Annotated in this window: 14 protein-coding genes; all 14 read right to left on the reverse strand. The window is 69.4% G+C overall.

Annotated elements, in window-relative coordinates:
• Nucleotides 1-498: 498 nt before the first annotated feature.
• Complete coding sequence (locus Pka01_RS35790) at nucleotides 499-3,069, reverse strand: phenylalanine--tRNA ligase subunit beta (protein WP_203887419.1); 2,571 nt, start codon at nucleotides 3,067-3,069, stop codon at nucleotides 499-501.
• Nucleotides 3,069-4,169 carry a phenylalanine--tRNA ligase subunit alpha gene (gene pheS / locus Pka01_RS35795; protein ID WP_203887420.1) on the reverse strand — a complete coding sequence of 367 codons (1,101 nt, stop codon included), beginning with the start codon at nucleotides 4,167-4,169 and terminating at the stop codon, nucleotides 3,069-3,071. Before pheS ends, Pka01_RS35790 begins: the two co-directional genes overlap by 1 nt.
• 116 nt (nucleotides 4,170-4,285) lie before the next feature.
• Nucleotides 4,286-5,320 (reverse strand): sensor histidine kinase, encoded by a 1,035-nt coding sequence (locus Pka01_RS35800; protein ID WP_239115956.1) that lies wholly within the window; start codon nucleotides 5,318-5,320, stop codon nucleotides 4,286-4,288.
• Between the two features lie 168 nt (nucleotides 5,321-5,488).
• Complete coding sequence (locus Pka01_RS35805; protein WP_203887422.1) at nucleotides 5,489-6,322, reverse strand: TrmH family RNA methyltransferase; 834 nt, start codon at nucleotides 6,320-6,322, stop codon at nucleotides 5,489-5,491.
• A 70-nt stretch (nucleotides 6,323-6,392) separates the two neighbouring features.
• A complete protein-coding gene (gene rplT, locus Pka01_RS35810) occupies nucleotides 6,393-6,776 on the reverse strand; it encodes a 50S ribosomal protein L20 (RefSeq protein WP_203887423.1) in 384 nt (127 codons plus the stop codon).
• Nucleotides 6,777-6,797: 21 nt separating this feature from the next.
• The gene (gene rpmI / locus Pka01_RS35815; protein ID WP_203887424.1) at nucleotides 6,798-6,992 is read right to left on the reverse strand and encodes a 50S ribosomal protein L35; all 195 of its coding nucleotides are present in this window, start codon (nucleotides 6,990-6,992) and stop codon (nucleotides 6,798-6,800) included.
• A 207-nt stretch (nucleotides 6,993-7,199) separates the two neighbouring features.
• Nucleotides 7,200-7,877 carry a translation initiation factor IF-3 gene (gene infC / locus Pka01_RS35820; protein WP_275414532.1) on the reverse strand — a complete coding sequence of 226 codons (678 nt, stop codon included), beginning with the start codon at nucleotides 7,875-7,877 and terminating at the stop codon, nucleotides 7,200-7,202.
• A gap of 225 nt (nucleotides 7,878-8,102) precedes the next feature.
• The gene (locus tag Pka01_RS35825; RefSeq protein WP_203887425.1) at nucleotides 8,103-8,945 is read right to left on the reverse strand and encodes a shikimate dehydrogenase; all 843 of its coding nucleotides are present in this window, start codon (nucleotides 8,943-8,945) and stop codon (nucleotides 8,103-8,105) included.
• Complete coding sequence (gene mltG, locus Pka01_RS35830) at nucleotides 8,942-10,078, reverse strand: endolytic transglycosylase MltG (protein ID WP_239115927.1); 1,137 nt, start codon at nucleotides 10,076-10,078, stop codon at nucleotides 8,942-8,944. Before mltG (Pka01_RS35830) ends, Pka01_RS35825 begins: the two co-directional genes overlap by 4 nt.
• Nucleotides 10,079-10,267: 189 nt before the next feature.
• Complete coding sequence (mltG, locus tag Pka01_RS35835; protein WP_203887427.1) at nucleotides 10,268-11,302, reverse strand: endolytic transglycosylase MltG; 1,035 nt, start codon at nucleotides 11,300-11,302, stop codon at nucleotides 10,268-10,270.
• Nucleotides 11,299-11,796, reverse strand: a complete 498-nt coding sequence (gene ruvX, locus Pka01_RS35840) for a Holliday junction resolvase RuvX (protein WP_203887428.1) — start codon at nucleotides 11,794-11,796, stop codon at nucleotides 11,299-11,301. The genes mltG (Pka01_RS35835) and ruvX overlap by 4 nt, the downstream gene beginning before the upstream one ends.
• A 28-nt stretch (nucleotides 11,797-11,824) precedes the next feature.
• Nucleotides 11,825-14,497, reverse strand: a complete 2,673-nt coding sequence (gene alaS, locus Pka01_RS35845) for an alanine--tRNA ligase (protein WP_203887429.1) — start codon at nucleotides 14,495-14,497, stop codon at nucleotides 11,825-11,827.
• Nucleotide 14,498: 1 nt separating this feature from the next.
• Complete coding sequence (locus tag Pka01_RS35850; RefSeq protein WP_203887430.1) at nucleotides 14,499-14,759, reverse strand: hypothetical protein; 261 nt, start codon at nucleotides 14,757-14,759, stop codon at nucleotides 14,499-14,501.
• A complete protein-coding gene (locus tag Pka01_RS35855) occupies nucleotides 14,756-15,211 on the reverse strand; it encodes a DUF948 domain-containing protein (protein ID WP_203887431.1) in 456 nt (151 codons plus the stop codon). The genes Pka01_RS35850 and Pka01_RS35855 overlap by 4 nt, the downstream gene beginning before the upstream one ends.
• Nucleotides 15,212-15,257 lie beyond the last annotated feature (46 nt).

The raw sequence follows: 15,257 nt of genomic DNA on the forward strand, positions 1-15,257 counted from the left end.
CCCGCGTGACAAACAACCCCGCCTGACAAACAACCCCGCGTGACAAACAACCTCGCGTGACAAACAACCCCGCGTGATCATGCACACCCTCGGGGACGGCCGGTCTGACCGGCCCATCCCCTCAGCGTGATCATGCACAGATTCGGCGACAGCCGCCCTGAGCTGCCGTTTCCCCCGCCGTAATCATGCACACCTTCGGAAAACCCTCCGCGAGCTGGCATGACATGCGTGGTGATCATGCAAATCCAACGGGTTTGCATGATCACCACGTGCAAAAGACCTGCACAGCGCATGCGTGGCCGAATCTGCGCATGATCACGAAATGCATCGCGCCTGGTCAGCGGTCGTACGGGCGAATCCGTGCATGATCACAAACAAGGTCGGGGCAGGTCAACAGGCCTGCCACCGACCTTGTGCATGATCACACCCCGGGGTGAGTGTCACACCCCTGAGCGAGGATCACACCCTGGGGTGAGTGTCACACCCGGTGGGGGTGATTCAGGCGCCGCGGAGTTGGGCTCCGGTCCGCTCGGCGGCGCGGGCCACGGCGGCGTCACGAGCCGCCGTCGTCTCCTCCACCGTGAGCGTGCGGTCCGCGGCTCGGAACCGCAGGCTGTAGGCCAGCGACTTGTTGCCCTCACCCACCTGCTCACCCGTGTACACGTCGAACAGCCGGATCGACTCGAGCAGTTCCCCGGCCCCCGCACGCAGCGCGCTCTCGACCTCGGCGACCGGCGTGTCCACCGGGACGGTCAGCGCGACGTCCTGCGTGGCCACCGGATAGGCGGACACGGCGGGCGTCTGCACCGGACCCGGCAGCGAGAGCGCCGACAACTCCAGCTCCATCGCCGCCGTACGCGGAGGCAGGCCGTACGCCTCGATGACCCGCGGGTGCAGCTCGCCCGCGTGGCCGACCGTCACCTGCTCACCGGTGGCGGCGTCGGTCACGGTCAGGACGGCGCAACGACCTGGGTGCCACGGCTCGTGCTGGTCCTGCCCGACGCCGAGCTCGACGCCGGCCGCCCGGGCCAGCGTGCGCGCGGCCTCGACGGCGTCCGCCCAGGACGCCTGCCGACCCGCACCCCACCAGCCGGACCGCTCGAACTCCCCTGCCAGGACCACGGCGACCCGCAGCGGCTGTCGCGGGAGCGCCTGCTCGATCTCGGCGAGCTCCGCGGAGGTCGGCCTGCGATCGACCGCGAGCACCGGGGCGGCCGCAGGAGCGTCCGCCTCCGGCCGGTAGACCAGCCCGATCTCGAACAGCGCGACGTCGCCGAACCCGCGGCCCACATTGCGGACGAGCGTCTTCAGCAGCCCCGGCAGAAGCGTGGTCCGCATGAACGGCTCGTCCTCGCTCAGCGGGTTGACCAGCCGGGTCACCCGCCTGCGCGCGTCGCCCTCGGGCAACTGCAGGGCGTCGAGGTCACGCTCGCCGATGAACGGATACGACAGCACCTCGACGTATCCCGCCGCGGCCAGCGCGCGCCCAGTCCTGCGGCGGCGGCGCTGCCCTTCCGTCAGCCCCGCCCCCGCCGGCGCGGCGGGCAGCACGGACGGCAGGTGCTCGTACCCCTCGAGCCTGATGACCTCTTCCGCCAGGTCGTTGGGGTCGGTCAGGTCAGGACGCCACGTCGGCGGCGTCACCGTGATCAGGTCGTCCCCCTGGACGGCGAGCTTGTCGGCCAGGTCGCCGCTGGTGACAACGCCGGTCGCGGCGACACCCTGGCCGCCGCGGACTCCCGCGACGCCACCGTCGGCCACCGTGCAGCCCACCTGCTCGAGCCGCCGGACCACGGTCTCCCGTGTGTACGGCAGGCCGGCGACGCGACCGGGGTGACCGGCCGGGATGGTGATCGTGACGGGATCCGCCTCGACCTGGGCGTGGGTGACGCCCGGCTCGGCCGTGGCGCCGCCCAACTCGACGAGGAGCTGTACGGCCCGCCACGACGCGATCAGCGGAAGCTCCCGGTCGACGCCGCGCTCGAACCGCTTGGACGCCTCGCTCACCAGATTGTGCCTGCGGGACTCCCGCGCGATCCCCGTCGCGGAGAAGTGCGCGGCCTCGATCACGATGTCGCCCGACGTTCCGGAGATCTCGGTGTGCAGGCCGCCCATCGTGCCGGCCATCGAGATCGGGCCCGAGTCGTCGGTGATCAGGATGTCGTCCTCGTTGAGCTTGCGGACGACGTGGTCGAGCGTCTCCAGCGTCTCGCCCGCGCGCGCCCGCCGCACGACGATGCCGCCGGACAGGCGGGAGCGGTCGAACGCGTGGAGCGGCTGCCCGAGCTCGAGCATGATGTAGTTCGTCACGTCCACGGCCAGGGAGACCGGACGCATGCCCGCGCGCACGAGCCGCAGCCGCATCCAGAGCGGGCTCTCGGCCGCCGGGTCGAACCCGGAGACCGAGCGCAGCACGAAGCGGTCGCAGGCCGTGGGGTCGCCGATCGACGCCGGCCACGACTCGCCCTCCACGACGGGAGGCTCGACGGTGCCGGGGTCGCGGAACGGCACGCCGAAGGCGATGGCCGCCTCGCGCGCGACGCCGCGGATCGACAGCGCGTAGCCCCTGTCGGGGGTGATCTCCAGCTCGAGCACGTCGTCGCGCAGGCCCAGCAACTCGACGACGTCCGCGCCGATGGGGGTGTCCTGCGGCAGCAGGAGGATGCCCGGGGACGACTCGGCGATGCCGAGCTCGGCCTCCGAGCAGATCATCCCGTCGGACAGCCTGCCGTACGTCTTGCGGGAGGCGATCTCGAAACCGCCGGGGAGCACGGCACCGGGCAGGGCCACCGGCACGACGTCACCTTCGACGAAGTTGACGGCGCCGCAGACGATCTCGCGGGGAGCCGCCTCCCCCACCTCGACCCGGCAGTGCCGGATCGGCTTCTTGAAACCGGCCAGTTCCTCGATCGCGAGGACGCGGCCGACGACCACGTTCTTGATCTCGTGACCGTGCGCGGTGATCGACTCGAGCTTCAAGCCCCCGGCGGTGAGCTTGTCGGCGACCTCGTGGGCCGTGACGGCGGGGAGATCGACATACTCCCGCAGCCATGAAAGCGGGACCTTCATCAGACCTCCATCCCGAACGGCAGGGTGAACCGGACGTCGCCTTCGACCATGTCGCGCATGTCCTCGGCGTTGTGGCGGAACATCAGCGTGCGCTCGATGCCCATGCCGAACGCGAACCCGGAGTAGACCGAGGGGTCGACGCCGCAGGCGATGAGGACCCGCGGGTTGACCATGCCGCAGCCGCCCCACTCGATCCAGCCCTCGGACTTGCACGTACGGCACGCCGGGTTGCCCGGCACGGCCGACGACCCGCGGCAGACGAAGCAGAGCAGGTCCATCTCGGCCGACGGCTCGGTGAAGGGGAAGTAGTTCGGCCGGAAACGGGTGCGGATGCCCTCACCGAACATCACCTCGGCGAACCGGTCGAGGGTGCCCTTGAGGTGCGCCATCGTCAGGCCCTTGTCGATCGCCAAGCCCTCGACCTGGTGGAAGACCGGGGTGTGGGTGGCGTCGAGCTCGTCGGTCCTGAAGGTCTTCCCCGGCGAGACCACGTAGACGGGCAGGGGCCGCGCCAGCAGCGCGCGGATCTGGACGGGCGAGGTCTGGGTCCGCAGCACCTTCCCCGACTCGGTGCTCTCCACGAAGAACGTGTCGTGGTCGGAGCGGGCGGGGTGATCGGGAGCGATGTTCAGCGCGTCGAAATTGAACCATTCGGCCTCGAGCTCGGGCCCCTCGGCCACCTCGTAGCCCATCGCGACGAACGCGTCCGCGATACGTTCCTGCAGCGTGGTGAGCGGGTGACGGGCGCCGCGAGGAGCACGGTCCCACGGCAGCGAGACGTCGACGGTCTCCTCGACGAGGACGCGCGCGTCGCGCTCGGCCTCGAGCTCGGCCTGGCGCGCGGCGAGCGCCTCGCCGATGGCCTTGCGGGCCGTGCCGATCCGCTTGCCCGCCTCCGCGCGGGCCGCGGGCGGCAGGGCGCCGATCTCCCGGTTGGCCAGCGCGATCGGCGAACGGTCGCCTGCGTGCGCGAGGCGCGCCTTCTTCAGATCTTCGAGGTCACGCGCCGCGGCGATCGCGGCGAGGGCGTCGGCCTGTGCCCGCCCGACTTCGTCGGCGTGCAACGGCGTCACCTCGACCGGGTCATAGGTGTTCGACAAGAGAGAGCTCCGTATCCAGGGCGTGCGAGCGCCGGGCGCCCAGCATGGTCGAGTTTAGTGGGATCAGCCCACCGGGCCGTCATCCGCGCCGCGCGTGCCGCGCGGAACGGCGCAGCTCAGGCGAAGTCAGGAGCCCCGGTGGGCAAGATAAATCGGAACTCCGCGCCGCCCTCGGGGGCGCGCTGCACGTTGATCGTGCCGCCGTGCGCCTCGATCAGGCCTTTGACGATGAACAGGCCGAGCCCCGTGCCGCCCCTGCGGCGCCCGTTGCCCCGCCAGAACTGGCGGAAGACGCGCCCGACCAGCTCGGGCGCGACGCCCTCACCCTGGTCACGCACGGACACGGCTACTCCCCATTCGACTGGCTCGACCACTACGGACACCGTACCCCGTCCGTGCCGTACGCCGTTCTCCAGCAGGTTGGCCAGAATCTGGTCGATCTTGTCCTGGTCGAACCAGGTCTCGGGGAGATCCCCGCGGACCTCGATACGGAAACGGTCCTCGGGCTCCCCCGCGGCCACCCGGCCGGCGATGATTTTCCTGGCCCGGGCGGGGATGTCCACGACCTGCCGGTGCACCTGCAGCCGGCCCGATTCGATCCTGGACACGTCGAGCAGCTCGGTGATCAGCCGGGTGACGCGGTCGGCGTCGGCGTTGACCGTCTCCAGCATGACCAGCTTCTGGGCGTCGGTGAACCGCTCCCACTTGGCGAGGAGCGTCGCGGTGAACCCCTTAACGCTGGTCAGCGGGGACCTGAGCTCATGGGCGACGGTGGAGACGAGGTCGGCCCTGCTCCGCTCGACCCGGGCCCGGGCGGACGCGTCCCTGATCGTGATCACAACTCGGATGACGGGGCCGCCCCGCTCGGGTGCACGGACGAACCGGGCGGCCACGAGTAACTCCTGGCGGCCGGGGAGGCTGAGCGGACGCTCCGGCTGCCGGCTGCGGGTCCTCAGGCCTCCGCGCGGGTCGAGCCATTTCCACCAGTCGCGGCCTTCGAGGTCGCGGAAGGGCAGGACGTCGACGACGTTCCTGCCGACCACTCTTTGCCGGTCGACGCCGGTCAGTCGCTCGGCCGCCCGGTTGACGACGAGGACCCGGCCTCCGTGGTCGGCCACGACCAGTCCATCGGGCAGCTCGTCTACGCAGATGTACGCACTCCCATCGGAAACCCCGTGAAGGGAACCGCTGGGGGTGTCGCCACCTCGCACGAGACCGCCTCCTCAGCCCTCGGGAGCCTCGCGGGACGGAACCACGCCGCCTGACTCAGCGCGACTCCACCGCCGACAATAGCGGGTTTCCCGGCACCGTCAGCAGCCTCAGCGGGGCGAGGTGGTGGGATGTTCCACAGAATGTAAGTTCTGCCGTTGCGCGCGGGCGGAAGAGTACAGGCACACCGCTGCGGCGGTGGCCAGATTGAGGCTCTCCGCCCGTCCGTAGATCGGCACCCGGACGACCTCGTCGGCCAGTGCGAGAAGTTCGGGCGGCAATCCCCAGGCCTCGTTGCCGAACAGCCACGCGGTGGGGTGGCTCAGATCGACCTCGTCGAGCGTCGACGTGCCCGCGCCGTCGGCGGCGAACACCCGCAGCCCCGCGTCCTTCGCCTGCCGTACGGCGTCGGCGACGGGGGCGCCGGTCGCCACCGGCAGGTGGAAGAGGCTGCCCGCGCTGGCCCGGACGCACTTGCCGTTGTAGGGGTCGACCGAGGCGTCGGTGAACACGACCGCGTCGGCTCCCGCCGCGTCGGCCGTGCGCAGGACCGTGCCGGCGTTCCCCGGGTCGCGCACATGGGCCAGCAGGGCGACCAGTCGGGCTCCCGTGGGTACGGCCTGCCCGAGGGGGACGTGGACGAACCGGCAGACGGCCAGGATCCCCTGCGGCGTGATCGTCTGGGTCAGGTCGGCCATCACCTCACCGCTGGCGCGGTGGACCGGAACGCCCGTCGCGGCGGCGGCCGCGATGATGTCCGGGTGGCGCGACTCGGCCTCGGCCGTGGTGAACAACTCGACGGTGACGCCCTCGATCGTGAGGGCCTCGCGAACCGCCTGTGGCCCTTCGGCCAGGAACGCCTTGTCCCGGTCGCGGAAGGCGCGCTTGGTCAGCCGCCGGGCCGCCTTCACGCGCGGCGACCTGATGTTGGTGAGCTCCGCCATCCCTGACCCCGACCTCCCTTGACGTGAGTGAGGGCCCGCCGGATCACGGCGGGCCCTCACTTGAGCAGTGCTATCCGGCGACCGGCGCGTTCACGTCGGCCGGGAGCGCCTTCTTGGCGGACTCGACCAGCGCGGCGAAGGTCGGGGCGTCGTTGACCGCGAGATCGGCGAGGATCTTGCGGTCCACCTCGATGCCCGCGAGGCGCAGACCCTGGATGAACCGGTTGTAGGTCATGCCGTTCGCCCGGACCGCGGCGTTGATGCGCTGGATCCACAGGCGGCGGAAGGTGCCCTTCTTGTCCTTGCGGTCCCGGTACGCATAGGTCATCGAGTGGAGCATCTGCTCCTTGGCCTTGCGGTACAGACGCGACCGCTGCCCCCGGTAACCACTCGCCCGCTCGAGGACGACCCTGCGCTTCTTCTTGGCGTTGAGCGCCCGCTTCACGCGTGCCATTTGACTATCTCCCCGGGGTCGTTACTTGGCGAGCAACTTCTTGATCTTCTTCGTGTCGGCGTCAGACATGACGACGACACCCTCGAGACGGCGCGTACGGGTGGACGGCTTGTACTCGAAAAGGTGCTGCCGGTTGGCACGACGGCGAACGATCTTGCCGGAACCGGTGAGCCGGAACCGCTTCTTCGCACCGCTGTGCGTCTTCATCTTCGGCATCTCAGCCGTCTCTCCCTCGTTGTCAGTACCGCCGGTCCAGGGCTGGTGCCCCGGCCGACGGCATGCTGCACTCCTCGAGACCGTCTCGGTCTCGGCTTTCCGCGCTCCGTCTGATGGTCAGAAAGAGCTCGTCACTCCGCCTGTGTGAGATCGCTCCACCCGCGTCACGGCCGTCCGCTCCGTCGGGATCACTCCGCTTGCGCGGGGTCACTCGACGGGCGCGACCGCCTCGTCAGGCAAGTCCACCGGGGCGTCCGCTCCGCGCTGTGCCCGCGCCGCGGCGCGCTCGGCCTTGGCCTCGGCCTTCTTCTTGTGGGGCCCGATCACCATGATCATGTTGCGGCCGTCCTGCTTGGGCTGCGACTCGACGAACCCGAGCTCCGTGACGTCCTCAGCGAGCCGCTGCAGCAGCCGGAAACCCAGCTCAGGCCGGGACTGCTCGCGACCCCGGAACATGATCGTGACCTTGACCTTGTCCCCCGCCTTGAGGAAGCGCACGACGTGACCCTTCTTGGTCTCGTAGTCGTGCGGATCGATCTTCGGCCGGAGCTTGATCTCCTTGATGATCGTGTGTGCCTGGTTACGGCGGGCCTCGCGCGCCTTCATGGCCGACTCGTACTTGAACTTGCCGTAGTCCATGAGCTTGCAGACAGGCGGGCGGGCCGTCGCGGCGACCTCGACGAGGTCGAGATCGCTTTCCTGGGCCAGCTTCAGCGCATCCCCGATGGAGACGATGCCGACCTGCTCGCCGTTCGGGCCGACGAGGCGGACCTCCGGCACACGAATACGATCGTTGATGCGGGGCTCGGTGCTGATGGGACCTCCAAAAGGCTTCCGCTTGGTGCTCGACCGTGCAGGGCAAAAGCAAAAAACCCCGCACGTCACGCATGCGGGGTCACTGAGCTCTCCTGCCGAAAACTCCGGTGTGATCCTTGACCCGTCTGCCTTTCGGCGGATCAGGTGGGAGGAGGACCTCCGCTTGCGCGTCCAGCTGGCATGCCGGACCGATCGATGTTTTACGTTACCACAAGCACGCCCGATCGCCGAACTATTCCCCCGGCGATACGGGCCCGGCACCCTTCCTCATCGTCAGGGTCAGGATCGTCAGGGTCAGGTCGCGCGCCGGGCGATCTCCGCCTCGCCGGCGGCGCGCATGGCCTCCACGGGTACGTCGCCGTAACCGGTCATGAGCTCGACCTGCCTGGCCGCCTGGTGCAGCAACATCGAAAAGCCGCTCACCACGGTCCCCCCGCGCCCCTGTACGGCTCTCGCCAGCGCGGTGGGCCAGGGCGAGTAGACCACGTCGAGCAGGGCGCCCTTCTCGGGCAGGCCCCTCGCGATCTCGTCGGCGAAACCGTCCGCCACGCCGGAGGGCAGGGTGGAGACGATCAGATCCGCGTCCACGGCGGTCCTGTCGAACGTGGCGAAGGTCCGCACGGTCAGCGCGACGCCGAGCCGCTCCGCGACCTCCAGGGTCTCGGCCGCGCGGCCGGCGTCCCTGACGACGAGGGTCGCCCGCGGCAGGCCCATCTCCCTGACGGCCGCGATCGCGGAGGCGGCCGTCGCGCCGCCTCCGAGGACCGTGACGGCCGAGGGGGCCGACACCCCCGTCTCCGCCAGCGCCTGGACGATCCCATGCACGTCGGTGTTCTCCCCGTGGCGCGCGCCGTCCCTGAAGACCACGGTGTTCGCGGCACCCACCCGGACCGCCAGCTCAGAGACCGTCTCGAGGAGCGGGAGGACCGCACGCTTCAACGGCATCGTCAGCGACAGGCCGGCCCACTCCGCGCCCATCGTCTCCACCAGCGCGGGCAGCCCGTCCTCGGTGCACTCGAACGCGTCGTATCTCCAGTCCCGCAACCCCATCGCGGCGTACGCCGTCCGGTGCAGGACCGGGGACAGCGAGTGCCCGATCGGAGAGCCGAGGACCGCGGCCCGGTGGCCCGTCGTCATCCGTAGTTCCGGTTGAACTCGTCGCGGAGCTGCCAGAACTCCGACTCCTTGTCCGTGAACTTGGTGATGCCCTTCTTCGGGTCGGTGGTCACGAACCACAACCAGGCGCCGTCGGCCGGGTGGAGGGCGGCCTCGATCGCGTGGTCGCCGGGGTTGGAGATCGGTCCCGGCGGCAGTCCCTCATACCGGTAGGTGTTGTACCGGGACTTGCTCTGGGTCTCGGCCTCCGTCGCGGCGATGCCGTACTTGTTGAGGCCGTACATGGTCGTGCTGTCCATCTGGAGCTTCATCGGCGGGTTGAGCTGGAGCCGGTTGTAGATGACCCGGGCCACCTTCGGCATGTCGTCCACGCTGCCCGACTCGGCCTGCACGATGCTCGCAACGATCATGATGTCGCGGGGGCTGTAACCGATCGCCTCGGCCTGGCTCTCGAGGTCGACCTTTTCGGCGGTCTGGGTGAACCTGTCGACCATCGCGGTGAGGATCTCCGACGGGCTCATCTTGTCGTTGATCTCATACGTGGCCGGGAACGCGAAGCCCTCGAGCTGCTTGTTGGCGTACTTGGGCAGGCCGATGTCGCCCTTGGCCGCCTTCTTGAACTCGTTGACGGACTTGCCGGTGGCCTTGGCGAGCTGCTCGTAGATCTTGCTGAGCCGCAGCCCCTCCTGGAAGGTCAGGTCGTCGCGGATGCGGTTCTTCGGATCGAGCAGTTCGACGGCGCCGGCCGCGGACATCCCCTTGCGCAACTTGTACTGGCCGGGCTGCAGCGACGCCCCCTTGCCCGCGTCGCCGATCGCGTTGACGAACGCACGCGCACTGGCCACGACGCCCTGCTTCTCCAGGTCGACGGCGACGTCGGAGGCGGTGGCACCCTCGTCGATCTGGACGACGACCTCCCCCGTGCCCGGGCCTGGGAAATCCTTCACGGTGACCACGTCGCGGACCCAGGTGTACCCGAAATACCCCACGCCGGCGAGGATCAGCAGGATCACCAAAACGGCGAACACACTGGCGGCCGCACCCTTGCGACGCTGCCGCTTCCTCCGCTTGCGACTGCGCCGCTGCTGGCTGCGGCTGCCACGAGTCCGGCGGCCGGGACGCTCCTCGTCCTCGTCGCCTAGCAGGAAGTCCATGCCCAGATCGTTCATAGTTGCGTCGGCCAATCTCTCGGTACGACCGGCTCCGCGTCAAGCGAGTGTGCCAAACCGAGGGGGGTTCCGGCAGGTGGGGTGGGCGGTCGCTCGTCCCGTGTCGTGCTCGACGTTACACGGGGCAGGGACACCCGATATGTGAAACCTCGTGAGGACGACCGACCTCATCGGCTAGTTCGTCCCCAGGTTCTTGTTCAGCTCCTCCCGATATTTCAGGAACTCGGCCTCTTTGTCAGTGAATTTGGTGATTCTACGGCCTGGATCGGTGGTCACGAACCAGTACCAATCGCCTGAAGCAGGATGAAGCACCGCCCGCAGCGCCTTCTCCCCGGGGTTGCCGATCGGCCCCGGCGGGAGGCCCTCGCGCGCGTACGTGTTGTACGGAGAGGCGACCTTGGTGTCCTGCATCGACACCTTCAGCGTGTGCCTGCGCAGGACGTAGTTGACCGTGCTGTCCATCTCGAGTTTCGCGCCACGGTCGAGCCGGTTAAAGATCACTCTAGCGATCTTCGGATAGTCCGCGTCCTGCCCGCCCTCGGCCTGGACGATGCTCGCCATCGTGACGGCCTGGAGCGGGGTCAGCTTCCGCTCGGCCGCGAGCCGTTCCAGGTCGACGTGCCGCGCGGCCGCGCGGAACCGGACGATCATTTTGCGCAGCAGGTCCGCAGCAGTGGCCGTCGGCTCGACCTCATACGTGGCCGGGAACAGGAATCCCTCGACCTGCCCCTTGGCGTACGCGGGAAGCCGCAGCTTGTCGGGTTCCGCGACGGCCTTGGTGAAGTCGGAGAGCGGTAGCCCGGACCCCTTGGCGAGCGCGGCGAGTACGTCCGCCAGCCGCATGCCCTCCGGCACGGTCACCTTCCGGATCACCCGGGACGCGGGTGTGAGCAGCAGATCCAGGGCCGCGGCGGCCGCCATGCGCCGCTTCATCCGGTACTGGCCGGGGTGGAGGCTCGCCTCCTTCGATCGCCGCACCACCTCGTCGACGAACGACTGGGTGCTGGCGACCACCCCCGCGTGCTTGAGCGTCTCGGCGATCTCGCCCGCGCTCGCCCCTGGAGTGATCTCCACCGTGACCGAACCGGTCCCGGCGCCCTCGAAGTCCTCGGCGCCGGGCGCCGTCCGCACGACCGACTGGACGCCGAACGCGATGGCGGCCGCGACCAGGACGGCGCCACCGAGCACGACGCCCGTCGACCGCCTCACCTGGCGGTCCCGCCGCTCGCTTCCTCGCCGGGTTGCCCGCCCGGCGGCTCGAGGGGACGGCCCGGCGGTCTGCCGGTCGTGCTTTCGAAATCGAGCGCGGCCTGCAGCAGCACCACGGCCGCCGCCTGATCGATGACGTCGCGCTGGTTCTTCGCCTTCACCCCGCTCGAGCGCAGCCCCTGCTGCGCCGTCACGGTGGTCAGCCGCTCGTCGTAAAGGCGGATCGGCGTCGGAGCCAGCCTCACGGCGAGTTCGGCGGCGAAGGCCCGCGCCGCGGAGGCGGCGTGACTCTCCCGCCCCGACAGCGACGTCGGCAGCCCGACGACGACCTCGATCGCCTCATGTTCGACGGCGATCTCGGCGATCCTGCCGAGATCGCCCCGGCCTCGCCGTACGGTCTCGACGGGCGTGGCCAGCAGCCCGGAAGGGTCGCTGCGGGCCACGCCGATTCTGACCGACCCGACGTCGACGCCGAGCCTCACGCCCCGCCTCATGAACAGATCTCCACGCGCGCGGGACCCGTCAGGCGAGAGAAGAGGAGATCGTCTCCTCGACCGCGCGCAACGCGTCTCCGATCGCCTCAGGACGCGATCCTCCGCCCTGCGCCACATCGTCCTTGCCGCCACCGCCACCCCCAAGCGTCTTGGCGGCGACGCCGACGAGCCGACCGGCCTTCAGACCGCGCTCACGTCCCGCCTCGTTCACCACGGCGACGACGACCGGGCGGTCTGAGGGCACCCCGGCAACGACGACGACCGCACCGCGGTCGCTCGGGAACCGGCCGCGCACATCAAGGGCGAGCTTACGCAGATCATCGGCGGAGGTGCCATCAGGCGCGCGGTGGGTCACCACGGACACTCCGCCGAGGTCGCGCGCCTGCGCAACGAGCTCGCCCGCGACGGCGAGGACCTGGGCCGACTTGAGCCGCTCCAGCTCCTTCTCGGCCGCGCGCAGGCGGGAGACGATGCCGTCGATCCGCTCGGGCAGCTCCTCCTTGGGAGCCTTGAGCTGCTCGCTCAGCTGGTTGACCAGCACGCTCTCCCTGGCCAGGAAGCGGAAGGCGTCGATGCCGACGAGCGCCTCGACGCGGCGCACGCCGGCGCCGATCGAGCCCTCGCCCAGCACCTTGACGAGGCCGAGCTGACCCGAGCTCGCGACATGGGTGCCGCCGCACAGCTCACGGGAGTACTCGCCGACTTCGACGACGCGTACCTCGTTGCCGTACTTCTCGCCGAAGAGCGCGAGCGCGCCCATGGCGCGCGCCTCCTCCTGCGAGGTGTAGAACGCGTTGACCTTGAGGTCGTTGATCAGGACCGCGTTGACCTCGTCCTCGACGTCGCGCAGCACCGTCGGTGAGACCGCTCCCGCCGCGGTGAAGTCGAAGCGGAAACGCCCGGGCGAGTTCTCCGAGCCCGCCTGCGCGGCGGACTCGCCGAGCGCGTTGCGGAAGCCCCGATGGACCAGGTGCGTCGCGGTGTGGCTGCGGGAGATCGCCCGGCGGCGCTCGATGTCGATCTCGGCGTGGGCGTGGTCTCCCACCCGGACCTCGCCGTGCCTGACCTTCCCGCGGTGGACGATGAGCCCGGCCACCGGGGTCTGGACGTCGACGATCTCGACTTCCGCGCCGTCGGTCCGGATCACACCCTGGTCGGCGAGCTGACCGCCACCCTCGGCGTAGAACGGGGTGCGGTCGAGCACGATCTCCACCGTGGATCCCGCGCCGACCGCCGGCACGTTGGCGCCCTCGACGAGGAGACCGACGACGGTCGCCTCGGCCGTCGTGTGGTCGTACGCCAGGAAGTCGACCTTGCCGGACTTCTCCAGGATGTCGCCGAACACCGAGATGTCGGCGTTGCCGGTCTTCTTCGCCGCCGCGTCCGCCTTGGCCATGGCCCGCTGTTCCGACATGAGGCGCCGGAAGCCGTCCTCGTCGACCTGGAGGCCCTGCTCGGCCGCCATCTCCAGCGTGAGGTCGATGGGGAAGCCGAAGGTGTCGTGCAACTGGAACGCCTGCGCGCCGCTGAGCTCGGTCGACCCCTTGCGCTTGCTCTCCTCGACCGCGACGTCGAAGATCGCCGTACCGGTGCGGAGCGTGCCGAGGAACGACACCTCCTCGGCGTCGATGACCGTGTGGATGTTGGGCGCGTCCGCCTTCAGGTCGGGGTACTGCTGGCCCATCACGTCGATGGTCACGTCGGTCAGCTCGTGCATGTACCGCTCCTCGCCCGCGCCGAGCAGGCGGAGGTTGCGGATCGCCCGGCGGAGCATGCGGCGCAGCACGTAGCCGCGGCCCTCGTTGGAGGGCAGCACGCCGTCGCCGACCAGCATCACGCCGGCGCGCATGTGGTCCGCGACCACCCGGAGCGAGACGTCAGAGCGGTGGTTGCGGCCGTACCGGGTGCGGGTGAGCTCGGCCGCCCTGGTGAGGATCTTGTAGGTGGTGTCGATCTCGTAGATGTTGTCGACGCCCTGCAGGATCGCCGCCATGCGCTCCAGGCCCATGCCGGTGTCGACGCTCTTGGCGGGCAGCTCGCCGACGATGTCGAAGTCCACCTTGCTGCGGACCGCACCGAGCTGGAACTGCATGAAGACGTTGTTCCAGACCTCGAGATAACGGGTCTCGTCGGCGACCGGGCCGCCTTCCCTGCCGTAGTCGGGGCCGCGGTCGTAGTAGATCTCGGAGCACGGGCCGCCGGGACCGGGCACGCCCATGTGCCAGTAGTTGTCCTCGAGGCCGCGCCGCTGGATGCGCTCGAGCGGCACGCCGGCCTTCTTGTGCCAAATGTCCAGCGCCTCGTCGTCGTCGAGGTAGACGGTCGCCCACAGCCGGTCTTCCGCGAAGCCGAAACCGCCCTCGGACTGGGGCTTGGTCAGCAACTCCCACGCGAACGGGATCGCGTCTTCCTTGAAGTAGTCACCGAACGAGAAGTTGCCCAGCATCTGGAAGAAGCTCGCGTGCCGGGTCGTCTTGCCGACCTCGTCGATGTCGTTGGTCCTGATGACCTTCTGCGCGCTCGTCGCCCGCGGGTACGGCGGCTTGCGCTGCCCGAGGAAGTAGGGCTTGAACGGGACCATGCCCGCGTTGACGAGCAGCAGCGTCGGATCTTCGGCGACCAGGCTGGCCGAGGGAACGACGGTGTGTCCGCGCTCCTCGAAGAAGCGCAGGAAGCGGCGTACGATCTCTGCCGACTCCATTTCAGCGGCCATCCTTTACGTCGTCGAATCTGGTGGGTCTTGTCTCAACAGTGTCGAGCCCGAATGTGGCCCGCAACTCGGTTTCCCTGCGCGCCGCCAGGCGGAACACGTCGCCGGCGAACTCACCGGCCTGCCCGGCGTAGCCCGCCATCCGGTCGGCCGTGCGCCTGGCCACATGGTCGGGCCGCAATGCCTGAAGCTTACGCATAGCCCAGAGCGCGAGGTACGCGCCCAGGGCCATGTAGAAGAGCCGCCGGATCATCCGCTTCGCCTCCCCGTCAGGCCGCGCGATCCGCTCTCACCCCGCGACACCTGGGCGTCGAGGGCTCGGCGCGGGCCGGGGACGCGCTCGTCCGCCGCCCGGCCGCCGCGTCTTGCCAGCGCGGCACGGATGCCGTGACCCAGCGCGGAGATTTTGATCACAGGCCCGGCGAGAAGCGTGGACGCGACCCCGGTGATCTTCACCATGTTGCCGCTGACGTCCTTGACGTTGTCGGTGATCGCCTCGACGGCGACGAGCTGGCGGTTGGTCTCGGCGACCGTCCGGCTCACGTCCTCGAGGAGCGGCACCACCCGATCGCTCAGCTCCGACACCATCTTGGTCGTCTCGACCAGCAGCCGGGCCAGCTTGACCAGCACGACGGCCATGAAGCAGACCAGAATCGCCCAGAAGGTCGCGACGATAAGGCCCGCGAGCTCTCCCGCGGTAAGCATTGCCGATCTCCCTAGATCACCGGAGCTGGAATGGCAAGACCCTATC

The sequence above is a fragment of the Planotetraspora kaengkrachanensis genome (assembly GCF_016862895.1).
Lineage (GTDB): Bacteria > Actinomycetota > Actinomycetes > Streptosporangiales > Streptosporangiaceae > Planotetraspora > Planotetraspora kaengkrachanensis.